The organism is Streptomyces sp. NPDC020597 (genome assembly GCF_044335095.1).
GTDB lineage: Bacteria > Actinomycetota > Actinomycetes > Streptomycetales > Streptomycetaceae > Streptomyces.
The window spans coordinates 1-21,799 of the sequence record NZ_JBIRUL010000034.1; the positions used below are offsets into that span (position 1 = coordinate 1).

A 21,799-nucleotide genomic window follows, 5' to 3' on the forward strand; every position below is an offset into this window, starting at 1 on the left:
CACGGAAGTCATCCGCCCGCGACCAGTCCGAGCATCCCGAACCCTACGCATACCAGACCCGTGACCAGCAACTTCACGATGCACACTGCTCAATGGGAGAACCAGAGCCTCGACGGTTTCCTTGAGGCCCTCGCGGCATGGATGCATGATTCGCCGGGCTGGTACCAGAACGTGGGGGAGGATCTCCCGGAAGGCGGGGACTGGACCTTCCTGGCCAGAGCGCTTCAGGCCGCCACCGTCTATGAGTGAAGTGGTGTTCGCGTCGAAAGGCCAGGCCGCGCGGAGCCAGTCGCGGTAGGTGCGGGCGAGGTCCTCGTCTCGGCGGATCCCGCGTTCGAGGGTGGAGATGGTGCCCGGCCAGAGGCCGAAGTGACGGGCGGCCGCGGTGATCCTGATGTTCTTGGACTGGCGCAGAGGCCGCAGGTCGGCGATGCCGGGGATGGTCACCGCGCTGGTCAGGCAGCGGAACATCTCGCGGGCGATGACCCGTTTCAACAGCCGGATGATCTCCTTCTTCGTCCGGCCCGCGGTGGTCTGCCGCGCTACGCATTCGCGGGTGCGGGAGTCGCTGACATGTGGACCGGGGCGATGCGGTAGCGGGCGGTCTGGCCGCCCGGTCGCCGCCGCTGAGAGGCGGTGCCGGTTAGTTCTGCCGCTGGATGCGGGGACCGGGGCGGCTCCGCAAAGGGCGGCGAAGGAAGCCTCAGTCCTCATACGTTCGGGATTGCCGCCGGCGGTGACCAGCAGCTGGGCCGCGGTGTCGGGGCCGACTCCGCGGACAGCCCGCAGGCCGGGGTTGCGGGCGGTGGTCTCGCTGTCCAGGGCCCGGGTCAGGGCTTCGTGCGCGGCGGTCAGCTCTCTGACACGCCGGGCGAGGCTCTTCACGCTCTGGTCGATGATCGACAGCAATGTCTGCCCAGTCCCCAGCCTGTCCCAATGACATTTAATGCTGACGTCAACGTGGGCAGACTGGCCCTCGTTCGATCCGGCCTGGAGAAGGACATCCTGCGGCCCCGCCACCCCTCGGACGGTTGCGGCGGGATCACGGTTCACCCCGTGCGGACGATCGGCCTTCATCGTGGCTTCGCCGTGTGATCAGATCAATCCGTATTAGCAGTTGGCGGCTCGGGGAGGGCCGCTGAGGAGGGGAAACCGTGATGCCCGCCGTCACCAGCGAGACGACACAGCCGTGCCCGGATTGCGGCACGGAGATCCGCGGCGACAGCCGGTTCACCCTCTGGTGCGCCGCCTGCGACTGGAACGTGGACCCCAATGCGCCGCAGCCGGAGGCGGGACGGTTCGAACGAGCTGGGCGCGCCCTGGCCCGACGACATGGCGAGCAACTGCTCACCGAGATGCTGAGCGGGCACACACCGCGCCCGCGGCGCGACGCCTCGGCGGTGACGGCCACCGCGCTCGCACTGGCCGTGCACGGCCTCACCCTCGCGCTCGCAGCCGGCGGTGTCTGGTGCATGGTGGCAGGCCGGGGCGCCGTCACCGTGGTGGCGGGTCTGGTGCTCCTCGTACTCGCCTGGGCGCTCGCCCCGAGGGTGGGCCGCCTGCCCGACGACAGGTCCGTGCTGTTCCGGGCCGACGCGCCCGAACTCTTCGCCCTGGTGGACGAGGTGGCGCGGGCGGTTGGTACCCGGAGCGTGCACGCGATCGCAGTGGACGGGAGCATCAACGCCAGTGTCATGACGTACGGTGTGCGCGGCCGACGGCTACTGGTGCTGGGCATGCCGCTGTGGGAGGTCCTCACGCCCGCAGAGCGGATCGCGCTGCTCGGGCACGAACTGGCCCACTACGCCAACGGCGACACGCGCAACGGCCTGGTGGTGGGCACGGCGGTGCGCACCCTGTACCTCTGGCACCACACCCTGCGACCGCTTCCGCATCCCTCCGCCGTCGAGATGGCCGTCAACGCCCTCTACGTGGTGCCACGTCTGCTGGTCCGAGGAGTACTGCAACTGCTCCTCCGACTGACGTCGCGGGCCGGGGTACGGGCCGAGTACCTCGCCGACCGGCTGGCCGCCCGAACCGCTTCCACCCAAGCGGCGGTGGGCCTCATGGACCGGTTGCTCATCACCGAAACGATCGAGATCCTGCTGCGCAGCGAGGCAAACCGTGCCGCTCTCGGCGGGTCGAGGTCGACCCGAGAGGCCACAGCCCGGGCCGATGAGCTGTGGGGGCTGCTCACCACATACGCGGCGTCCGTCCCGGAGCACGAGTACGAACGACAGCGCCGCGCCGGAGCGCGACGCGGACACCAGGTCGACAGCACCCACCCACCGACCCATCTGCGGCGCGCCTGCCTGCTTGCCGGGGAACCCGTGGCAGCCGCGGTGATGCCGCAAGCCCACCAAACCGAGCAGATCGTCAAGGAACTTGCCGTGGCACGCACCGAGGCGGCCCGACGCCTGCTACGCGACGGCCTCGGAGACTGAGCCACCGCGACGGCGCCAGGGTGGGGCCGTTCCTTCCTGACGATCAGCCGCATGCCCTTCGGCCAGCCGTCCAGGACATCGCCGGTGAGTTCGGCGATCCAGGCGCCGTCACGGATTTCGCCGTCGGCCTCGACGGCGGGTGTCCAGGTGGATTCCGGAACCTTCAGCACGTGCTGGTGGATGGTGTCCGTGATCACCATGCCGACCGAGCAGGACAGCCACCGTCCTCGCTGAGCGAGCCAGGCGACGAAGTCGTGGGTGCCGCCCGCGGAGTCGGTGCGTATCAGGGTCTGACGTCCGCGCCGGTACTTCTTCGGCAGTTGGGCCAGCGCCAGTTGGGCGGGTGGTGATGTGGTCGGTGGCCGTGTTCGAGCCTGCGTTTCCCGGCCTGATCAGGGCCGCCACGGGCTCACCGGTGCCGCCCGGTCCGGGTCGATGAACCCCATCGCGGTTGCGGGCGCTGGAGGGGTGCGGGTCGGGTCAGACCTTCTTGACGACGATCGTGTCCGGGACCAGCTTCTCCAGGTCGTCGACGTCCGATGTGAAGACGGTGACCTGTCCCTTCTGCTGTCGCGCGACGACGGCGAGCACGGCGTCGATCGCGTACTTGTGGCCGTGCAACTTGGCGTCGGCCAGGAGGCGACGCGCCTGGCGGGCCTCGTCCTTCCCGATGTCGACGACCTGGAGCCGGGACAGTACCCAGTCCCAGCGCTGCTCGGTCGTTCTGCCGTCGTACGCCTCGACCAGTGTCATCGGGGACGTCACCACTTCGGCCTCCCCGCGTGCCGCGAGGTCGAGCCAGGCGATCATCTTCCGGTCGCCGCGTACCGCAAGGGACAGGGCTTCACAGTCCAGTACGAAGACGCGGAGGGGTCGCTGTCCGTGCTCGGCGGCTCGCTTCTTCACGCAGCCTCTCCGGCGTTGTGCTTTCCGGCGGTTCGACGCCGCTCGTGTTCGGCGTCGAGTTCGTCCAGCTCGACGAGCGCTGCCGCATGCTCGTCCTCGGTGATGGGGCCGTGCTCTTCCTGCAGCCAGTCGACCAGTTCCAGGAGCCGGTCCCGGTCACGCTTGAAGCGCAGCGCTTCGGCGACATACGCCGACAGGCCCCGCTCTGCCGCGTCCGCGCGGATCTCGTCCAGGAGATCCTCGGGAATCGTCACGGTTACCTTCTTCGTCGCCATACAAGAGACCATACTCCCGGTATCGCACTCCTTACCAGCGGGTCACGTGATAGGCGCTCGGCGATCAGGCGGCCGGGGCGGGGCGTGGGCTGCCGTGGAAGACCTGGCTGGTGCCAGGAGCGGTGGACCGCCGCGACGGGACTGGCACCCGGTTGAGGTCCGATGAGCGGGCGGCCGGCGAGCGCTATGACTTGCTCGCGGGCGGCGGGGCTGTGGCCGACGAAGCGCTGCGAGACCAGGATGCGGTGACTTCCCCCACTCTCGGCTTCGCTCGAGCGGGGGGACCCCCATCCGATGCCGAGGACGCCCTTGTCGAAGAGCTTGTGGTGCAGCGAGCACAGGCACAGGCCGTGGTCGACGTCGTCAGGGCCGTCGAACGCCCACCAGTGCACATGCGCGGCCTCCAGCCCGACCGGCACCGCGCCGATCCTGCCGTCGTAGCCGCAGAAGGCGCACTGGTACTCGTATGCCGTCAGGACCTGCTCCCGCATCCGGGGATCCCGCCGCCCGCGCACGGCCGAGAACTGTTCGCTCTCCGTCGGCTCCAGCTCCAGGCCGACGGCTTCGCAGAGATCGCCTTGGAGCGAGGGAGGGAAGTTCAGGCCACGGCATCCCTCTGGAGAGGATCGCGCTCTTGGTCGGCCACAGCAGCCAAGCCACCACGGAGGCGGTATACCGCAAGCAGCTTCGTCCGGTGATCACGGAGGGCGCCGAAGCGATGGACGACATCTTCGCTGAAGATCGGGAAGAGGAGGAAGCGGAAGACTCTCAAGAGGGCGACGCGACGGCCTGATGGAAGTCCACGAAGAGAACCCCCAAGGAGATGACTCCGAGGGGGCTCCTCTATGGCTGGTGTCAGTTGCTGTCCAAATCGTGCCAGGCTTCTCGTACCTCGGTGAGGGCGTCGAGGGTGGCGGTAGCCGCGTCACTCACCCCATGAGCCAGGTACACAATCCCGAACAGAGCAAGCCCGGCAATGGCCAGACCCTTGATGATTTTTTCTTTCATCCGTACTTGGATCCCCTCTTAGCGTGCAGGGCCGAATCCGAACGGACTTGCTCGGACCGGAGCTCATGAGGCTCATCCGAGGCGCAGGAAAGCATCCCGGAGTTGCCATGGACATGCCATGTCACTCTCGATCTCGCTTTCCGTTTCCTTCCAAAGTTCGACTTGAAGCCCTGCCCGTCGAAGAGGTCACTGACGGGCGCAGAAGGGGCACCGCGTTGGCGCGGCACGAACGACTCTCAGATTACAGGGGTTTGCCGGGTCGTGTACCTCGGTTCGAGGCGTGCTCGCACTGGTCACTTCGTAGCCCGGCTTCGGGGGGAGCGGCGAGGTGATGGCCGAAAACCGAGAGGGCGGAAGAGGACGGCGCCTACGTCCTGATCGACTTCCTTTGGCCCCCTGTTTGGCCCCCCGGGCACGACAGAGGCCACATACGGAAGTCCGTATGTGGCCTCTGACCAGCGTCGGGGTGGCGGGATTTGAACCCACGACCTCTTCGTCCCGAACGAAGCGCGCTGCCAAGCTGCGCTACACCCCGATGTCGCTGCTTGTCCTGCTTGTCGCGGCGACGTCGTTTACTTTAGCCCACCGGTGGCCGGAGACGAAATCCGGTTTTGGCGCGGTGGGTGACGGGGTTCGGGCGGGTGTGGTCGAGGGCCACGAGGAGGACTGCGAGGGCGTAGAAGGAGAGCCCGAGGAGCAGGGCGTTGGCCAGGGCGTGCTTGTAGCCGTGGGCCTCGGCGTCGAGGAAGGGGTAGAGGTAGCGGCCCGGCGTGCCGGGGGTGATCAGCTGGGCGCGGGCCAGGCAGAAGGCCAGGTAGAGCGTGGGATACAGCATCCAGGTGGCGGCCCGGCGCAGGCGTAGTCGGCCCGGGGCGGTCAGCAGGAGCCAGTCGATGACGGCGGCCATCGGGGTCACGGTGTGGAGGAGGTGGACGGCGACCAGGTGCCAGCCCGTGAGGGCCGTCGTGCCGGTCAGCGGGAAGGGTGTGGGCCCGTCTGCGAGGAGCAGGTGGTAGACGAGGCCGGTGATCATGACGTAGAGGAGGGCCGCGCCTGTAAGGGCGGCGGGGAGCGGGCGGCGGGCCGTCCATGCCCGGCGGGCGGACAGCAGCGTGACCAGGGCCAGCAGGATGTTGCTCTGAATCGCGAAGTGGCTGAGCACCCGCAGCGGGCTGCCCAGCAGGAACGCGAGGGTCACGCCCGCCGCCGCCGTGCCGGCCAGGAGCAGGCGGAGCACGGCGGCCAGTGGGCGGCGGGCGGGGGGCACCACCGCCGAGGCGGGGACGGAGGAGAGCAGGATCGCGTGGGTCCGCGGGATGGCGGGCAGGTCCGGGAGGTCCCTGGGTATCGGCGCGGTCATGCCCTCACGCTAGGCAGGCGGGACATTCCGGGCGATACGGGTGGGCCGTTCGGGGGACGCCCTGAGCCTGCGGAAGAGAGGAACCCGGAGAGGGTCCCGCTACTCCCGCTCCACCAACGTCAGCAGCGTCACCTCGGGCGGGCAGGCGAAGCGGACGGGGGTGTAGCGGCTGGCGCCGCAGCCCGCGGAGACGTGGAGGTAGGAGGTGCGGCCCTCCGCCGTGTGGGTCGACAGGCCCTTCACGCGGGCCGTGTCCAGGTCGCAGTTGGTGACGAGGGCCCCGTAGAAGGGGATGCAGATCTGGCCGCCGTGGGTGTGGCCGGCCAGGATCAGGGGGTAGCCGTCCGCCGTGAAGGGGTCCAGGGCCCGCAGGTACGGCGCGTGCACCACGCCCATCGAGAAGTCGGACGACTCCGAGGGACCGCCGGCCACCCGCGCGTAGCGGTCGCGCTTGATGTGCGGGTCGTCCAGTCCCGTCAGCTCGATCGACGCGCCCTCGACCTTCAGTACGCCCCGGGTGTTCGTCAGGTTGAGCCAGCCTGCGGCGTCGAAGCCGTCGCGCAGGTCCTCCCACGGGTTGTGGACGACGTCCACCGCGGGCGCGTTGCCGTTCAGGCCGTGCCGGCCCTGGACCTTCTCCAGCAGGTAACGGGCGGGGTTGCGCAGCTTCGGGCCGTAGTAGTCGTTCGAGCCGAAGACGTACGCACCCGGGAACTCCATCAGGGGCCCCAGCGCGTCCAGCGTCTCCGGGATGCCCTCCGGGTCGGACAGGTTGTCGCCCGTGTTGATCACGAAGTCGGGGCGCAGTCCGGCGAGCGAGCGCAGCCAGCGCTGCTTCTTGCGCTGGCCGCCGACCATGTGGATGTCGGAGACGTGCAATACGCGCAGGGGGCGCATTCCGGCGGGAAGGACGGGGACGGTGACTCGCCGGAGGCGGAAGGAGCGGGCCTCGAAACCCGCCGCGTACACCAGACCGGCGGTGCCGACCGCCGCAATGGACAGAGGTACTCCATATCGCGCGCGCATACGTCCATCGTCTCAGACCGGGCCGCTGCTTCCGTCCGTCCGTCCGCCCCGTCCGTCCGCCCCGTCCGTCCGACCCGTCCGTCCGCCCCGTCCGTCCGCCGGACGGTGACGGCGGTCCGCTGCCCCACTCCCGTCACCGAGCCTGCTGCAAGGCCTGTCTCCGACCGCGCTGTCTCCGCCTGCCCTGCCCTGCCCTACTCCACGGTGCACTGCACGGCGCACTGCACGGCGCCGCCTCGCCGTCCCCCCAAGCGGCCTGCCCTCGTTGGCCCTTGAGGCCTGTGGGACGCCGCTGCCCCGCGCCCTTCCCGCACCGCCCGGTAAATGACCGGGCGTCGGGCAGTCCACACCTGCGACAATCAGACCCATGACCACGCTCAAGTCGAAGCTGCAGGAAGACCTCAACGCCGCGATCAAGGAGCGCGACGAGCTCCGCTCCTCGACGCTCCGGCTGACGCTCACCGCGATCACCAAGGAGGAGGTCGCAGGCAAGGAGAAGCGCGAGCTCTCCGACGACGAGATCCTCAAGGTGATCGCCAAGGAGGCGAAGAAGCGCCGGGAGGCGGCCGACGCCTTCGCGCAGGGCGGTCGCCCCGAGAGCGCCGAGCGGGAGAAGGCGGAGGGTGAGCTGCTCGCCGGCTACCTGCCCAGGCAGCTCAGCGACGACGAGCTGAACGACATCGTCGGGCAGGCCGTCGAGGAGGCGAAGGCGGCCGGCGCCGAGGGGCCGCGGGCCATGGGCGCCGTGATGAAGATCGTGAACCCGAAGGTGGCCGGTCTGGCGGAGGGTGGCCGCGTCGCCGCCGTCGTCAAGAAGCTGCTCGCGGGCTGACCCGACGGACTGACCCTTCGGGCGCGCTGACCCGACGGAGCCGATCCTGCCGGCTCGCTGAAACAGAACGGTCCCTGACCCTCCTCACGGGAGGGTCAGGGACCGTTTTCACGTCTCCGGCTCAGCCGGCTCAGGTCAGCCGGGTCGGTCGGCTCGGCCGGACCCGCTCGCTCCGGCCGGTTCAGCGGCTCGGCCGGTGTCAGCCGCGTCCGCCGCTGTTGTCGTCGCCGTTGCTCTGGCCCTGGAAGAAGCCGCCGTTTCCGTTGCCCCGGTTCGCGTTGCCGCCGTTGGTGTTCCCACCGTTGGTGAGCAGTCCGCTGAGGAAACCGCCGTCGTCCCCGTTGCCGCCGTCGTTGCGGCCGTTTCCGTTCCCGTTTCCGTTGCCGTCGTTGTCGCCGCGCTCTTTCTCCGGGGGCTTCGGGATGAAGACCTTGTTGAACGGTGCGGGTTCCTTGCCCTCGAGTGCGCCGGTCATGGCGTCGCGCCAGATCGGGCCGGGGGTGTCGCCACCGTAGACCTCAGGGTGGTAGCGGCCGCCGATCCAGATGTTGGTCATCTCGACCTTCTGGGTGGCGCTGCCGACCCAGACGGCGCCCGACAGGTTCGGGGTGTAGCCGACGAACCAGGCGTTCTTGCGGGAGTCCGTCGTACCCGTCTTACCGGCGTTGTCGCGACCGGACAGGCCGGCCTGCTTGCCCGTACCGGAGTCGACCACGCCGCTGAGCAGGGTGTTGATGGTGTCCGCGGTCTTCTCGCTCATCGCGCGCGAGCAGGTCGACTTCGGGACCTCCAGCGACTTCTTCGTGCCGCCCACGGTCTGGGTGATCGACTCGATGGCGATCGGGGTGCAGTACATGCCGCGGCTGGCGAAGGCGGCGTAGGCGCTCGCCATCGTCAGGGGGGAGAGGCCGGTGGAGCCGAGGGTCATCGAGGAGGGCACCTCGGGGACCTTGGTGCCGTTGCCCTGGACGACGCCCAGCTTGTCGGTCATCTTCACCACGGGGCACATGCCGATGTCGGCGAGCATCTGCACGAAGTAGGTGTTGACCGACAGCTCCATGGCCTTCTGCAGCTGGTACGGCCCCTTCTCGGACGCGCTCTCGTTCTCCAGGGTGTACTTGGGCCTGCCGTCGTTCGTCCACGGCTTGCTGCTGCACGTCTGGACCGTGTCCGGGTACGCCATCTGGTACGGCGCCGAGTACGACTGGTTCGGCGGGCGCCCCTCCTCCAGCGCGGCCGCGGCCACGAAGGGCTTGAAGGTGGAGCCCGTCGGGAAGCCGAAGTTCGAGCCGCCCATGGAGGCGTTGACCGAGTAGTTGTACTCGGTCTCGTTCTTGCCGTAGCCGTACGGCTTCGACTGGCCCATGCCGAGGATCTTGCCGGTGCCGGGCTCGACGAGGGTCGCGGCCCCGGCGACCTTGTCCGACTTGTAGACGTGGTCCTTGAGCGAGTCCTGCACGGACTTCTGGGACTGCGGGTCGAGCGTCGTCCGGATCGTCAGGCCGCCCTGGTTCCAGACCTTCGCCCGCTCCTCCTTGGTCTTGCCGAAGACCGGGTCGCTGAGGAAGACGCGCTCGACGTACTTGCAGAAGAAGCTGGCGCCCTTGACGGCGGTGATGCAGCCGTTCTTCGGCTTCTTGACCTTCAGGCCCAGCGGCGCCTTCTGCGCGGTGGCCGCCTCGGCCTCGGAGATGTCGCCGACCTCGGCCATGCGCTTCAGCACGGTGTTACGGCGCTTGGTGGCCTCGGCCTCGTCGTTGACCGGGTCGTAGCGGCTCGGCGACTGGACGATGCCGGCCAGCAGTGCGGCCTGGGGGAGCGTGAGGCTCTTGGCGTGCGTGGAGAAGTAGCGCTGGGAGGCCGCTTCGACGCCGTAGGCCTGCTCACCGAAGAACGTGATGTTGAGGTAGTTCTCGAGGATCTTCTTCTTGCTGAGCTCTTCCTCGAGCTGGATCGCGTACTTCAGCTCCTTGATCTTGCGCCCGATGGTCTGCTGCGTGGCCTGCGCGACCTTCGTCGGGTCGTCGCCCGCCTCCTCGACGGCGACGTTCTTCACGAGCTGCTGCGTGAGCGTGGAGGCGCCCTGGGACACCCCGCTGTTCTGCACGTTCTTGTTGAGCGCGCGCAGGACGCCCTTGAGGTCCACCGCGCCGTGCTCGTAGAAGCGCGAGTCCTCGATCGCGACGATCGCCTTCTGCATGTAGGGCGAGACGTTCTTCAGGTCGACCACCGTGCGGTCACGTGAGTAGACGGTGGCGATCTGGCCGCCCTCGGAGTCGAGGATCGTGGTGCGCTGGCTCAGCGGCGGCGTCTTGAGATTGGCCGGGAGTTCGTCGAACGACTCCACCGACCCCTTGGCGGCCAGGCCCAGCGCGCCGAAGGCGGGCAGGGCGATGCCCGCCAGCACGGCTCCCGCGAGCACACTGACACCGAGGAACTTGGCGGCCTGCTGCGTTGGCGACAGACCACCGCCCGAGCGCTTCTTTGGCATGAGGGCAGCCTACGTTCTCATTCGCCGGACACGCGTCAATGCCTTGGCCTAAGCTGCTCGCAACTGTCACAGCAGCAGGGCTCCGTATCAATACGTCCGGCGACCCCGAATCGTTCCGGAGGTTCCCCGACTTTTTTGGTGGGGGTGTGCCCGAATCCGCCTTGTGTGTCACCCGGCGTCCGTTGTGACTCAACTGAACTGTCCCGTTCGCCGGGAAAGTCACACATGTCGCAGGCTCACTCCCCCGGGTGATCTGCCGCTTACGCATAGTCCGTTCGGGCCATTCAAGATTGGGCCCGAAGGGGGTGTTGCGCTGTGCCCGCCTTCCGTAACGTCCTCAACTGGCGGCGGTGAATATGCCGCTGCCGCCGTGGGGGAGCCTCGATTCGGGAGAGGACGGCGCCGGTATGGGCTGGGTTACCGACTGGAGTGCGCAGGCTGCCTGCCGCACTACCGATCCGGATGAACTGTTCGTTCAGGGAGCAGCGCAGAACAGAGCCAAGGCAGTGTGCACCGGATGTCCGGTACGCACTGAATGCCTGGCCGACGCGCTCGACAACCGCGTCGAGTTCGGCGTGTGGGGAGGCATGACGGAGCGCGAGCGCAGGGCACTGCTGCGCAGGCGGCCGACGGTGACCTCCTGGCGCCGGCTCCTGGAGACGGCGCGTTCGGAGTACGAGCGTGGGGCGGGCATCCTGCCGCTCGACGACGACCGGATGTACGAGACCTTCGCGGCGGTGGGCTGAGGGGAACCCTCGGCCCGGGCTCAGGAACCGGCGGTCTCGGGCAGCTCCGGCCGGTCGGCCGCGAGTCGCTGTCCGATGTCGCGCAGCCCCGCCAGGTCGTGCACGTCACCGGGGAGCGCGGCCACTTCGGCCACCGCCACCTCCGGGTGGAGGGCGGTGAAGCGGTCCCGTGTGCGCTGCTCGCGGGAGAGCAGGTGCATGCGTTCCGCATGCAGTCTGAGCAGGCCCGCGGTGAGGTCGTCCACGGTCCGGTCCGCGTCCGCGCCGTCGTGCGCGTCCGTGGTCGGCGTCCGTTCCGTCCCGGTGGTCCCGGGGTGGTCCGTGGTCCGGGCCGCTCCGGTGGGGGCGTCGCGCTCCGGATCAGGTGCGGAGGGTGCTGAACTGCCGTGGTTGTCGGGAGAGTTACGAACTCCAGCTTTCCCGCCGTCCTGATCCACAATGCCGGGCTCTTCAAGATTTTCCGCAGCGGCGAGCGCCCGCTCGGCAGACAGCTGGGCGGCACCGCTGCCGTGGACCCGATTGAGGACCAGACCGGCCAGCGGCATGTCCTCGGCGGCCAGCCGCTCCACGAAGTACGCGGCCTCCCGCAGCGCGTCCCGCTCGGGAGCCGCCACCACCAGGAACGCCGTGCCGGGCGCCTGAAGCAGCTTGTACGTGGCGTCCGCGCGCGTGCGGAAGCCGCCGAACATCGAGTCCATCGCCGCGACGAACGTCTGCACGTCCTTCAGCAGCTGCCCGCCGAGCAGCTTGCCCAGCGCGCCGGTCATCATCGACATCCCGACGTTCAGGAACTTCATCCCCGCGCGGCCGCCGACCTTCGCCGGCGCGAGCAGGACGCGGATCAGCTTGCCGTCCAGGAACGATCCGAGCCGCTTCGGCGCGTCCAGGAAGTCCAGTGCCGAGCGGGAGGGCGGGGTGTCGACGACGATCAGATCCCACTCGTCCCGGGCCCGCAGCTGGCCCAGCTTCTCCATCGCCATGTACTCCTGCGTGCCCGCGAAGCCCGCCGAGAGCGACTGGTAGAACGGGTTGCCCAGGATCGCGGCGGCCCGGTCGCCGTCCGCGTGCGCCTCGACGATCTCGTCGAAGGTGCGCTTCATGTCGAGCATCATCGCGTGCAGCTCGCCGTCCCCCTCCACGCCCTTGACGCGGCGGGGGGTGTTGTCGAGCGAGTCGATGCCCATGGACTGGGCGAGCCGGCGCGCCGGGTCGATGGTGAGGACCACCACCTTGCGGCCGCGCTCGGCCGCCCTGAGCCCCAGGGCGGCCGCGGTGGTCGTCTTGCCGACACCGCCCGAGCCGCAGCACACCACGATGCGCGTCGCCGGGTCGTCGAGCAGCGGATCGAGGTCGAGCACGGGCGCGGGGGTGAGACGGCGACCGGTGGCCCCCTGGTCGTGCGTCCGGTCCGCGCTCATGCGATCCCCTGCTTCCGCAGTTCGTTGGCGAGCTGGTACAGGCCCGCGAGGTCCATGCCCTCGGCGAGCAAGGGCAGTTCGTGCAGCGGCAGATCCAGCTCGCCGAGGACCGCGCGCTGCTCGCGCTCCAGCGCGTAGCGCTCGGCGTACTCCTCGGCCTGCCGCAGGAGCGGGTCCACCAGCCGCTCGGCGTGCCCGCCCCGCCGTGCCCCGCCGAGCCCGGCGGCGGACAACGACCGGGCGACCGAAGAACGCGTCACGGTCCGTGCGAGTTCCAGACCGTCCTCGTCCAGCATCTCCGGCCGCACCATGTTGACGATGACGCGCCCCACCGGCAGCTTCGCCGCCCGCAGCTCGGCGATGCCGTCCGCCGTCTCCTGGACGGGCATCTCCTCCAGCAGTGTGACGAGGTGCACGGCGGTCTGCTCCGACTTCAGAACCCTCATCACCGCCTGCGCCTGATTGTGTATCGGGCCGATCCTGGCCAGCCCGGCGACCTCGTCGTTGACGTTCAGGAAGCGGGTGACGCGACCGGTGGGCGGGGCGTCCATGACGACGTGGTCGTACACGAACCGCCCGTTCTTGTCCTTGCGCCGTACCGCCTCGCACGCCTTGCCGGTGAGGAGCACGTCCCTCAGGCCGGGCGCGACGGTGGTGGCGAAGTCGATCGCGCCCAGCTTCTTCAGGGCCCTCCCGGCACCCCCCAGCTTGTAGAACATCTGGAGATAGTCCAGAAGGGCCAGTTCGGGGTCTATGGCGAGGGCGTAGACCTCACCGCCCCCCGAAGCGACCGCGATCTTGCGTTCCTCATAGGGCAACGCCTGAGTCTCGAAGAGCTGTGCGATGCCCTGCCGGCCCTCCACCTCGACGAGAAGCGTCCGCTTCCCTGCCGTGGCGAGGGCCAGCGCGAGGGCCGCGGCGACCGTCGTCTTGCCGGTCCCGCCCTTGCCGCTGACGACCTGGAGCCTGCTCACGTCTTCGAGCGTAACCAGTCCGCGCCCGAGGCAATCGGGAGGCTGTGGACAACGGGGGCGGCAATCGGCCACATGGCCTGTGAAACGGGGCTCTGCCCGCCAGCGGATACAGTCGCCCCCATGACCAAGTGGGAATACGCAACTGTGCCGCTGCTCGTCCACGCCACGAAGCAGATTCTGGACACCTGGGGCGAGGACGGCTGGGAACTCGTCCAGGTCGTGCCCGGGCCGAACAACCCGGAGCAGCTCGTCGCCTACCTGAAGCGGGCGAAGGCGTGAGCGCGGTCGAGGCGAGGCTCGCCGAGCTCGGCCTGACGGTGCCGGCGGTCGTGCCGCCCCTCGCGGCCTACCAGCCCGCCGTGCAGTCCGGCCCGTACGTCTACACCGCGGGCCAGCTGCCCATGGTCGACGGCAAGCTGCCCGTCACCGGCAAGGTCGGCGCCGAGGTCACCGCCGAGGAGGCCAAGGAGCTGGCCCGCACCTGCGCGCTGAACGCCCTGGCCGCCGTCAAGTCGGTGGCGGGCGACCTGGACCGCGTCGCGCGCGTGGTGAAGGTCGTCGGCTTCGTGGCCTCGGCCTCGGATTTCACCGGCCAGCCCGCCGTGCTCAACGGCGCGAGCGAGCTGCTGGGCGAGGTCTTCGGCGACAAGGGCGTGCACGCGCGCAGCGCGGTCGGCGTCGCGGTGCTGCCGCTGGACGCGCCGGTCGAGGTCGAGATCCAGGTGGAGCTCGCCCCTTAGGGCCAGCCCCGCCGTTCCCCGACGGCGGGCAGGCGTCCCGCCGGAGCCCGCTGACCTCGGCGAGCTCTCGAACATTCGCGCACCACGGGATAGCCTCGCGCCCATGGCGAATGGGCAGTGGTTTCCGCAGGACTGGCCGGAACGCATCCGCGCGCTGGCGGACGGCGACCTCGTTCCGGTCGTCCCGAAGCGCGCGGCCACCGTCATGCTCCTCAAGGACACCGACACCGGTCCCGTGGTGCACATGCTGCGCCGACGCGCCTCCATGGCCTTCGCCGGAGGCGCGTACGCCTATCCCGGCGGCGGAGTCGACCCCCGCGACGACGACCGGCACGTGCGCTGGGCGGGCCCCACGCGCGCGTGGTGGGCCGAGCGGCTGGGCGTCGACGAGACGGCCGCACAGGCGATCGTGTGCGCGGCCGTGCGGGAGACCTACGAGGAGGCCGGCGTCCTGCTCGCGGGTCCGACGCCCGACTCGGTCGTCGGAGACATCACGGGCGCCGACTGGGAGACGGACCGGGCCGCGGTGGCGGCCCGCGAGCTGTCATTCGCGGAGTTCCTCGACCGCCGCGGCCTCGTCCTGCGGTCGGATCTGCTGGGCGCCTGGACGCGCTGGATCACCCCCGAGTTCGAGACCCGCCGCTACGACACCTGGTTCTTCGTGGCCGCGCTGCCGCAGGGACAGCGCACGCGCAACGCGTCCACCGAGGCCGATCGCACGGTGTGGATCCGCCCGGCGGACGCGGCCGCCTCGTACGACAAGGGCGAGCTGCTGATGATGCCGCCCACCATCGCGACCCTGCGCCGGCTCACCCCGTTCGCCACGGCGGCACAAGCGCTGGCCGCGGCCCCGGACCTCGACCTCACGCCCGTCCTGGCGCAGGCCCGGCTGGTGGACGGCGAGGTCGTGCTCTCCTGGCCCGGGCACGACGAGTTCACCAAGCGGATCGGCGCCGAGGCCACCGGAAAGGGGCCCGCATGACGGCCTTCCACCCGGCCCCGCGCCCGGCCTTCCGCCCGGCCGACGACCGCCACCGCCGCGTTGCACCCGGCGCCGGGGAAGGGAGCCCGGCATGACCGACGCAGCCGCCCTCCCCGGACAGCCCCGCGGCGGAGCCCTCTCGGGCCCGGCCACCGCGCGCGCGGTCAACGTCCTCGCCCCGAACGCGTCCGCCATGACCCTGGACGGCACGAACACCTGGATCGTCTCCGAGCCCGACTCGGACCTGGCCGTCGTGATCGACCCGGGGCCGCTCGACGACGGCCATCTGCGCGCTGTCGTGGACACGGCCGAGCGGGCCGGCAAGCGCGTCGCGCTGACCCTGTTGACGCACGGCCACCCCGACCACGCCGAGGGCGCCGTCCGCTTCGCCGGGCTGACCGGCACGAAGGTTCGGGCCCTGGACCCGGCGCTTCGGCTGGGCGAGGAGGGCCTGGGCGCCGGGGACGTGATCGCCGTGGGTGGCCTGGAGCTGCGGGTCGTCCCGACGCCCGGCCACACCGCCGACTCCCTGTGCTTCCATCTCCCGGCCGACCGGTCCGTCCTGACCGGCGACACGATCCTGGGCCGGGGCACGACCGTCGTGGCGCACCCGGACGGGCGCCTGGGCGACTATCTGGACTCCCTGCGGCGACTGCGGTCCCTCACGGTCGACGACGGCGTCCACACGGTCCTACCCGGTCACGGCCCGGTCCTGGAGGACGCCCAGGGCGCCGTCGAGTTCTACCTCGCCCACCGGGCCCACCGCCTCGCCCAGGTCGAGACCGCGGTCGAGAACGGCCGGCGCAGCCCCGCCGAGGTCGTCGCCCACGTGTACGCCGACGTCGACCGCTCCCTGTGGCCGGCGGCGGAGCTGTCGGTGCGGGCCCAGATGGAGTACCTGACGGAGCACGGACTCATCTGACGTCCCGGCGCCCCGCTCGGCCGGACTTCGTCGCGCCCGGCCGGGTCGGACCCGGTCAGGCCTGTTCGGCCGGTCTCAGGGCCTTCACGCCGTGCACGCGCGCGTACTCCCGTGCGAGCCAGGGGCCCACGTCGTCGACGTACGACGAGAGGACTCCGGCATCGCCCCGCGGCGCGTACCCGAGGACGGCCGCGGCCCGGAGCTGCTCCGCGCGCCGCGGGTAGTACCCGCCGAAGGCCCGCGCCATCTCGTGGAGGTCGCTCGTCCAGCCGTTCCAGCGGGGCATGACGAGGGTGAAGGCGGTCCGTACGAGATGCCGGGACATGTACCGGACGAGGGGCAGCCGGGCGCCCTCGGAGCCGGCCGCGGCGATGCGCTCGCGCCAGCGCGGCAGGAGCCGGGCGAGATCGCCGTTGGTCTCGCGTGCGAGGAGGGAGTCGGGGCGGTAGCGGGGGAGGTACTCGGCCAGGTCCTCGCCGAGCAGGGGAGTGCACAGACAGGCCACGAACCATCCCAGGTCGTGCGTCTCCAGGTCGCTCAGCACGCGCGGCCGGTCGACCAGGAGCGTGCCGCAGCCGTCGATCTGCGGGAACTCGTCGTCGAGAGTCCCCTCGAGCGCTTCCGCCGCCGCCCGGTCCCGGTCGGTCGGTTCCTCGCGCAGCACGACGAACAGGTCGAGGTCGCTTCGCCCCACGCGCGCGGTGCCGCGCGGGATCGATCCGTAGAGGTACGCGCTGTGCAGCCGTGCCGCGAAGAAGTCGAGGAGGCCGTCCCGGGCACCCGCGACGACCGGCCGGAACGCCGTCGGCACGCGCGTGAGGGAGCCTTCGCGCGCGATGTACCCCTGGGCGTCGAGACCTCGGGAGGGAAGCGTTTCTGCCATGGGACCACTGTGCTGCCCGTGGCGGCGCCTCGGCGGATCATTTTTTGGGCGCGGCTACGCCGCCGCGGGGGCGGGGCCTGCTGCGCAGCGCGGACGCGCCGGTCGCTCAGGGCGTCGGCAGGGGCCGGCCTGCCTGGGGGCGGGTGGCCCCCAGGGACCGTCACGGCGACCGGGTCGCCCTCGGGGGCAGCCGGCGGCTAGCGCGAGCGCTTGGCCAGTCGCTCGACGTCCAGGAGGATGACGGCGCGTGCCTCCAGGCGCAGCCACCCGCGCTGGGCGAAGTCCGCCAGGGCCTTGTTCACGGTCTCGCGCGAGGCGCCGACGAGCTGCGCCAGCTCCTCCTGCGTGAGGTCGTGGACGACGTGGATGCCTTCCTCGGACTGCACGCCGAAGCGGCGCGAGAGGTCCAGCAGGGCGCGGGCCACACGGCCGGGAACGTCCGAGAACACCAGGTCGGACATGGCGTCGTTGGTTTTGCGCAGGCGCCGGGCGACGGCGCGCAGCAGCGCGGTGGCCACTTCCGGGCGGGCGTTCAGCCAGGGCTGGAGGTCGCCGTGGCCGAGGCCGAGCAGCTTGACCTCGGTGAGGGCGGTGGCCGTCGCCGTCCGCGGGCCCGGGTCGAAGAGCGACAGCTCTCCGATGAGCTCGCTGGGGCCGACCACGGCCAGCATGTTCTCCCGGCCGTCCGGGGAGGTGCGGTGGAGCTTGACCTTGCCCTCGGTGACGACGTAGAGCCGGTCGCCCGGATCGCCCTCGTGGAAGAGGGAGTCGCCGCGGGCCAGGGTCACCTCGCTCATGGAGGCGCGCAGTTCCGCGGCCTGCTCGTCGTCGAGTGCCGCGAAGAGCGGGTTGCGCCGCAGAACGTCGTCCACGAGTTCTCTCCTTGTCGACCTGCTCGGGGGATCTTGCTCCCCCGGGTACCAGGGGACCGTGTTCCCCACTCTGCCGGAAGGTCCAAACAGTGTGATCTGTCACAAGGATGCCGCACACATGTCCTGAGGTAAGCGGCAGGGGTCCAATTGGGGGCTGATCTTCAGGGTCCGGGGCGGATGTCTGTCCCGGGCTTTAGGCTGGCCGAGTGTCCAAAACGCCGGTGAGAGCACAGGCCTAGGGGGCTGGGCGGGTGGTTGTACGACGCGTTTCCGCTGTGGGCGAACAGAACTCTGGTGGTGGTAGGAAAACGGCAAAGGTGGCAAACGAGATGCCGGGTGGCGAATCCGTGGAAACGGCTGGAGGGGCAGTCGCCGAGAAGGCTGCCGAGGAGCAGAAGGGCGGCGGGAAAGCCGCGGACGGGCCCGCTGCGGCGAAGAAGGCGGTGGCCGGGAAAGCGCCGGTGAAGAGGTCCCCGGCCACGGGAACCGCCGCCGGTGAGGGGCGGGCCGGGAAGGCTCCGGCCGGGAAAGCTTCCGCCGAGAAGGCTCCGACCGAGGAGGCTCCCGCCGAGAACGCTGCGGCGAAGAAGACTCCGGCGAAGAAGGCTCAAGCCCGGAAGGTGCCAGCGAAGAAGGCTCAAGCCCGGAAGGCTCCGGCGAAGAAAGCGCCCGCCAAGCGGGTCGCCGCCGAGAAGGTCGCCACGGCCCCCAAGGCCGCGAAGGGCGCGAAGGCCGCCGTCAGGAAGCCCGAGTCCCGCACCGCCCTCGTCCGCCGCGCCCGCCGTATCGACCGGGAGCTCGCGGAGATCTACCCCTACGCGCATCCCGAGCTGGACTTCGTCAATCCGTTCCAGCTGATCGTCGCCACGGTCCTGTCCGCGCAGACCACCGATCTCCGGGTGAACCAGACGACGCCCGGTCTCTTCGCCGAGTACCCCACCCCGGAGGACCTGGCCGCCGCGGACCCGGAGAAGGTGGAGGAGATCCTCCGCCCCACCGGTTTCTTCCGGGCCAAGACGAAGGCGGTGATCGGCCTCTCCAAGGCCCTGGTGGAGGAGTTCGGCGGGGAGGTCCCCGGCCGGCTGGAGGACCTGGTGAAACTGCCGGGAGTCGGCCGCAAGACCGCCTTCGTGGTGCTGGGCAACGCGTTCGGCAGGCCCGGGATCACCGTGGACACGCACTTCCAGCGGCTCGTACGGCGCTGGCAGTGGACCGAGCAGACGGAGCCCGACAAGATCGAGGCCGAGATAGCGGCGCTGTTCCCCAAGAGCGAGTGGACGATGCTCTCGCACCACGTGATCTTCCACGGCCGCCGCATCTGCCACGCCCGCAAGCCCGCCTGCGGCGCCTGCCCCCTCGCACCCCTGTGCCCTTCGTACGGAGAGGGGGAGACGGACCCGGAGAAGGCCAAGAAGCTCCTGAAGTACGAGAAGGGCGGCTTCCCCGGCCAGCGGCTGAATCCGCCCCGGTCCTACCTCGACGCGGGCGGCAGGCCGGCCCCGCCGCTGGGGGCCGGATGACGAGAGAGCCGACGGCCGCGGGTCCCACCGCCGTGATGGTCGAAATGGGCCCCGTGGAACGATCTGCCGGTGTTCGGGCGTTGGACTCGGCAGAACGGGGGGTGGTGTGGCGATGAGGCGAGCGAGCGATACCCAGGGCGGTTCGGTGACGGTCAGCAAGGAGGGCCTGCCTGCCTGGCTGGACCCGGTGGTGCGTGCCGTGGAGACCGTCCAGCCCCCCCAGCTGAGCCGCTTCCTCCCCCCGGCGAACGGCGCGGGGCGCCAGTCGGCCGTTCTGATCCTGTTCGGCGAGGGCGACCGCGGCCCCGAGCTGCTGCTCATGGAGCGTGCGAGCTCCCTGCGCTCCCACGCGGGCCAGCCCTCCTTCCCGGGCGGCGCCCTCGACCCTGAGGACGGGGACCCGCACGGTGACGGACCGCTCAGAGCCGCCCTGCGCGAGGCGGAGGAGGAGACCGGGCTCGATCCGTCCGGCGTCCAGCTCTTCGGCGTGCTGCCCAAGCTGTACATCCCGGTCAGCGGCTTCGTCGTCACCCCGGTGCTGGGCTGGTGGCGTGAGCCGAGCCCGGTGGGCGTCGTCGACCCCGGAGAGACGGCCCGGGTCTTCACGGTCCCCGTGGCGGATCTCACGAATCCGGGCAACCGGGCCACGACCGTGCATCCGAGCGGCCATCACGGCCCGGGATTCCTGGTTGAATCGGCCCTTGTGTGGGGGTTCACGGCGGGCGTGATCGACCGATTGCTGCACTTCGCGGGCTGGGAGCTGCCCTGGGACCGTGAGAAGCGGGTCCCGCTGGACTGGCGGTCATGACAGGGTGAGCCCCGTGAATGTGCTGGACATCCTGTTGCTGGTCGCCGCCCTCTGGTTCGCGGTCGTGGGCTACCGCCAGGGCTTCGTCGTCGGCATCCTGTCGGTGATCGGCTTCCTGGGCGGCGGTCTCGTCGCCGTGTATCTGCTGCCCGTGATCTGGGACGCGCTGACCGAGAACTCCGAGGTGAGCACGACGGCCGCCGTCGTGGCGGTCATCGTCGTGATCGTCTGCGCCTCGATCGGGCAGGCGCTCACCACCCATCTCGGCAACAAACTGCGCCGGTACATCACCTGGTCCCCGGCGCGCGCGCTCGACGCGACGGGCGGCGCGCTGGTCAACGTCGTGGCGATGCTGCTGGTGGCCTGGCTGATCGGCTCCGCCCTGGCCGGCACCACCCTGCCGACCCTCGGCAAGGAGGTCCGCAGCTCCAACGTGCTGCAAGGGGTGTCCCGGGCGCTGCCCGCCCAGGCCGACACCTGGTTCGCCGACTTCTCCTCCGTCCTCGCGCAGAACGGCTTCCCCCAGGTCTTCAGCCCGTTCTCCAACGAGCCGATCACCGACGTCCGGCCGCCCGACCCGGCGCTGGCGAACAGTGCGGTGGCCAAGCGCGCCCAGCGCTCCATCGTCAAGGTCATGGGGACCGCGGAGAGCTGCGGCAAGGTCCTGGAGGGCACCGGCTTCGTGTTCGGCGAGCGCCGGGTCATGACCAACGCGCACGTGGTCGGCGGGGTCGACGAGCCCACCGTCCAGATAGGCGGTCAGGGGCGCAAGTACGACGCCACGGTCGTGCTGTACGACTGGAAGCGCGACATCGCGGTCCTGGACGTGCCGGATCTCGACGCGCCCGCCCTGCGGTTCGCGACCGGGGACGCGGCGAGCGGCGACAGCGCGATCGTCGCGGGCTTCCCGGAGAACGGGTCGTACGACGTCCGGGCCGCGCGGGTGCGCGGGCGCATCACGGCCAACGGTCCCGACATCTACCACCGCGGCACCGTGCAGCGTGACGTGTACTCGCTGTACACGACCGTCCGCCAGGGCAACTCCGGAGGCCCGCTCCTCACGCCCGACGGCAAGGTGTACGGCGTGGTCTTCGCGAAGTCCCTGGACGATGCCAAGACCGGCTACGCCCTCACAGCGGACGAGATCCAGCAGGACATCTCCACGGGGCGTACCGCAGGCCAGCAGGTGGACAGCGACAGCTGCGCTCTCTAGCGCCGCGACCGGAAGGGATCACCGGCTCGGCGAACTCTCCGCGGCCGCGACCGCGGCGCCGGCCGGGCTTTCCCGGCCTGCCGGGCGCTACGCGTTAGCGGTACGGGGGGTTCGGCGGGGCTCTCCCAGGGCCGCTCGCGGCCTGCGTCAGCCTCGAGGGTGGCGCAGGCGGACCGAGACCCAGCGGGCCCGGCGACGCAGGATGCGCGGAATGCCCACCCGGAGATCGGAATCCGGAAGTTGCGGGTCCGAGCCTCGTCGGTGGGGGCTCAGGCCACTGGCCGAGCGGCGGTTGCGTCCTGCGTCACTGTAGTCGTGCGTCCAGCCCATACCCGGACGTCTGCCCCTGCCCCAAGGTCGATAACCGCCCCGGGAGCCG

At 70.3% G+C, this 21,799-nt stretch carries 22 protein-coding genes, 1 tRNA gene and 3 pseudogenes; 11 read left to right on the plus strand and 15 right to left on the minus strand.

The window, feature by feature from the left end; genetic code table 11:
- Window positions 1–626: 626 nt before the first annotated feature.
- Window positions 627–762, minus strand: a pseudogene (locus ACH4ZA_RS35025) (transposase); the annotation flags it as partial.
- Window positions 763–1,157: 395 nt separating this feature from the next.
- Here ACH4ZA_RS35025 and ACH4ZA_RS35030 point away from each other — a divergent pair.
- Window positions 1,158–2,444, plus strand: a complete 1,287-nt coding sequence (locus ACH4ZA_RS35030) for a M48 family metallopeptidase (RefSeq protein ID WP_319275699.1) — start codon at window positions 1,158–1,160, stop codon at window positions 2,442–2,444.
- An 11-nt stretch (window positions 2,445–2,455) separates the two neighbouring features.
- Here ACH4ZA_RS35030 and ACH4ZA_RS35035 read toward each other — a convergent pair.
- The 4 genes and pseudogenes from ACH4ZA_RS35035 to ACH4ZA_RS35050 all read right to left on the minus strand — a co-directional run.
- Window positions 2,456–2,873, minus strand: a pseudogene (locus ACH4ZA_RS35035) (transposase); the annotation flags it as partial.
- Window positions 2,874–2,924: 51 nt separating this feature from the next.
- Window positions 2,925–3,350 carry a PIN domain-containing protein gene (locus tag ACH4ZA_RS35040; protein WP_398433234.1) on the minus strand — a complete coding sequence of 142 codons (426 nt, stop codon included), beginning with the start codon at window positions 3,348–3,350 and terminating at the stop codon, window positions 2,925–2,927.
- Entirely contained in the window at window positions 3,347–3,625 is a 279-nt protein-coding gene (locus tag ACH4ZA_RS35045) for a CopG family transcriptional regulator (RefSeq protein ID WP_039657654.1), read from the minus strand. Before ACH4ZA_RS35045 ends, ACH4ZA_RS35040 begins: the two co-directional genes overlap by 4 nt.
- 64 nt (window positions 3,626–3,689) lie before the next feature.
- Window positions 3,690–4,227, minus strand: a pseudogene (locus tag ACH4ZA_RS35050) (HNH endonuclease); the annotation flags it as partial.
- 32 nt (window positions 4,228–4,259) lie between these two features.
- Between ACH4ZA_RS35050 and ACH4ZA_RS35055 the strand changes: the two are divergent.
- The gene (locus ACH4ZA_RS35055; protein ID WP_398433235.1) at window positions 4,260–4,418 is read left to right on the plus strand and encodes a hypothetical protein; all 159 of its coding nucleotides are present in this window, start codon (window positions 4,260–4,262) and stop codon (window positions 4,416–4,418) included.
- A gap of 62 nt (window positions 4,419–4,480) precedes the next feature.
- Here ACH4ZA_RS35055 and ACH4ZA_RS35060 read toward each other — a convergent pair whose 3' ends face one another.
- From ACH4ZA_RS35060 to ACH4ZA_RS35075, 4 genes are all read right to left on the minus strand, one after another.
- Window positions 4,481–4,633 carry a hypothetical protein gene (locus ACH4ZA_RS35060; RefSeq protein ID WP_398433236.1) on the minus strand — a complete coding sequence of 51 codons (153 nt, stop codon included), beginning with the start codon at window positions 4,631–4,633 and terminating at the stop codon, window positions 4,481–4,483.
- Window positions 4,634–5,094: 461 nt separating this feature from the next.
- A tRNA-Pro gene (locus ACH4ZA_RS35065) sits at window positions 5,095–5,168 on the minus strand.
- A gap of 42 nt (window positions 5,169–5,210) precedes the next feature.
- Window positions 5,211–5,993 (minus strand): Pr6Pr family membrane protein, encoded by a 783-nt coding sequence (locus ACH4ZA_RS35070; protein ID WP_398433237.1) that lies wholly within the window; start codon window positions 5,991–5,993, stop codon window positions 5,211–5,213.
- A 99-nt stretch (window positions 5,994–6,092) separates the two neighbouring features.
- The gene (locus ACH4ZA_RS35075; protein ID WP_319275669.1) at window positions 6,093–7,019 is read right to left on the minus strand and encodes a metallophosphoesterase; all 927 of its coding nucleotides are present in this window, start codon (window positions 7,017–7,019) and stop codon (window positions 6,093–6,095) included.
- A gap of 367 nt (window positions 7,020–7,386) precedes the next feature.
- Between ACH4ZA_RS35075 and ACH4ZA_RS35080 the strand changes: the two genes are divergently transcribed.
- Window positions 7,387–7,851 carry a GatB/YqeY domain-containing protein gene (locus tag ACH4ZA_RS35080; protein WP_319275667.1) on the plus strand — a complete coding sequence of 155 codons (465 nt, stop codon included), beginning with the start codon at window positions 7,387–7,389 and terminating at the stop codon, window positions 7,849–7,851.
- A 199-nt stretch (window positions 7,852–8,050) separates the two neighbouring features.
- On the opposite strand, the gene ACH4ZA_RS35085 is transcribed toward ACH4ZA_RS35080, so the two are convergent.
- Entirely contained in the window at window positions 8,051–10,342 is a 2,292-nt protein-coding gene (locus ACH4ZA_RS35085) for a transglycosylase domain-containing protein (RefSeq protein WP_398433238.1), read from the minus strand.
- Between the two features lie 407 nt (window positions 10,343–10,749).
- Between ACH4ZA_RS35085 and ACH4ZA_RS35090 the strand changes: the two genes are divergently transcribed.
- Complete coding sequence (locus ACH4ZA_RS35090) at window positions 10,750–11,088, plus strand: WhiB family transcriptional regulator (protein ID WP_173985868.1); 339 nt, start codon at window positions 10,750–10,752, stop codon at window positions 11,086–11,088.
- A 20-nt stretch (window positions 11,089–11,108) separates the two neighbouring features.
- Here ACH4ZA_RS35090 and ACH4ZA_RS35095 read toward each other — a convergent pair whose 3' ends face one another.
- Together ACH4ZA_RS35095 and ACH4ZA_RS35100 are read right to left on the minus strand one after the other, a co-directional pair.
- Window positions 11,109–12,506, minus strand: coding sequence for an ArsA family ATPase (locus tag ACH4ZA_RS35095; RefSeq protein WP_319275665.1), 1,398 nt, complete (start codon window positions 12,504–12,506; stop codon window positions 11,109–11,111).
- Window positions 12,503–13,480, minus strand: a complete 978-nt coding sequence (locus ACH4ZA_RS35100; RefSeq protein ID WP_057577838.1) for an ArsA-related P-loop ATPase — start codon at window positions 13,478–13,480, stop codon at window positions 12,503–12,505. Before ACH4ZA_RS35100 ends, ACH4ZA_RS35095 begins: the two co-directional genes overlap by 4 nt.
- A 120-nt stretch (window positions 13,481–13,600) precedes the next feature.
- On the opposite strand from ACH4ZA_RS35100, the gene ACH4ZA_RS35105 reads away from it, so the two are divergent.
- The 4 genes from ACH4ZA_RS35105 to ACH4ZA_RS35120 all read left to right on the plus strand — a co-directional run bounded on the left by ACH4ZA_RS35105 (window position 13,601) and on the right by ACH4ZA_RS35120 (window position 16,124).
- The gene (locus ACH4ZA_RS35105) at window positions 13,601–13,759 is read left to right on the plus strand and encodes a DUF4177 domain-containing protein (RefSeq protein WP_020129281.1); all 159 of its coding nucleotides are present in this window, start codon (window positions 13,601–13,603) and stop codon (window positions 13,757–13,759) included.
- Entirely contained in the window at window positions 13,756–14,220 is a 465-nt protein-coding gene (locus ACH4ZA_RS35110; protein ID WP_319275662.1) for a RidA family protein, read from the plus strand. The genes ACH4ZA_RS35105 and ACH4ZA_RS35110 overlap by 4 nt, the downstream gene beginning before the upstream one ends.
- 103 nt (window positions 14,221–14,323) lie before the next feature.
- Window positions 14,324–15,202: an NUDIX hydrolase gene (locus ACH4ZA_RS35115; RefSeq protein ID WP_319275661.1), complete on the plus strand. Its 879-nt coding sequence runs from the start codon at window positions 14,324–14,326 to the stop codon at window positions 15,200–15,202.
- A 91-nt stretch (window positions 15,203–15,293) separates the two neighbouring features.
- Window positions 15,294–16,124 (plus strand): MBL fold metallo-hydrolase, encoded by an 831-nt coding sequence (locus ACH4ZA_RS35120; RefSeq protein ID WP_319275659.1) that lies wholly within the window; start codon window positions 15,294–15,296, stop codon window positions 16,122–16,124.
- Window positions 16,125–16,179: 55 nt separating this feature from the next.
- Here ACH4ZA_RS35120 and ACH4ZA_RS35125 read toward each other — a convergent pair whose 3' ends face one another.
- Both ACH4ZA_RS35125 and ACH4ZA_RS35130 read right to left on the minus strand, forming a co-directional pair.
- A complete protein-coding gene (locus tag ACH4ZA_RS35125) occupies window positions 16,180–17,007 on the minus strand; it encodes a nucleotidyltransferase domain-containing protein (RefSeq protein WP_319275657.1) in 828 nt (275 codons plus the stop codon).
- Window positions 17,008–17,204: 197 nt separating this feature from the next.
- Entirely contained in the window at window positions 17,205–17,879 is a 675-nt protein-coding gene (locus ACH4ZA_RS35130; protein WP_020129286.1) for a Crp/Fnr family transcriptional regulator, read from the minus strand.
- A gap of 461 nt (window positions 17,880–18,340) precedes the next feature.
- Here ACH4ZA_RS35130 and nth point away from each other — a divergent pair, with 461 nt between their 5' ends.
- The 3 genes from nth to ACH4ZA_RS35145 all read left to right on the plus strand — a co-directional run bounded on the left by nth (window position 18,341) and on the right by ACH4ZA_RS35145 (window position 21,420).
- On the plus strand, window positions 18,341–19,399 hold the full coding sequence (gene nth, locus ACH4ZA_RS35135; RefSeq protein ID WP_398433271.1) for an endonuclease III: 1,059 nt from the start codon (window positions 18,341–18,343) through the stop codon (window positions 19,397–19,399).
- A gap of 112 nt (window positions 19,400–19,511) precedes the next feature.
- Window positions 19,512–20,207, plus strand: a complete 696-nt coding sequence (locus tag ACH4ZA_RS35140) for a CoA pyrophosphatase (RefSeq protein ID WP_319275655.1) — start codon at window positions 19,512–19,514, stop codon at window positions 20,205–20,207.
- A 13-nt stretch (window positions 20,208–20,220) separates the two neighbouring features.
- Window positions 20,221–21,420, plus strand: coding sequence for a MarP family serine protease (locus ACH4ZA_RS35145; RefSeq protein ID WP_319275653.1), 1,200 nt, complete (start codon window positions 20,221–20,223; stop codon window positions 21,418–21,420).
- 147 nt (window positions 21,421–21,567) lie between these two features.
- Here the strand turns inward: ACH4ZA_RS35145 and ACH4ZA_RS35150 are convergent, their stop codons facing one another.
- Window positions 21,568–21,750 (minus strand): hypothetical protein, encoded by a 183-nt coding sequence (locus ACH4ZA_RS35150; protein ID WP_319275651.1) that lies wholly within the window; start codon window positions 21,748–21,750, stop codon window positions 21,568–21,570.
- Window positions 21,751–21,799: the final 49 nt, after the last annotated feature.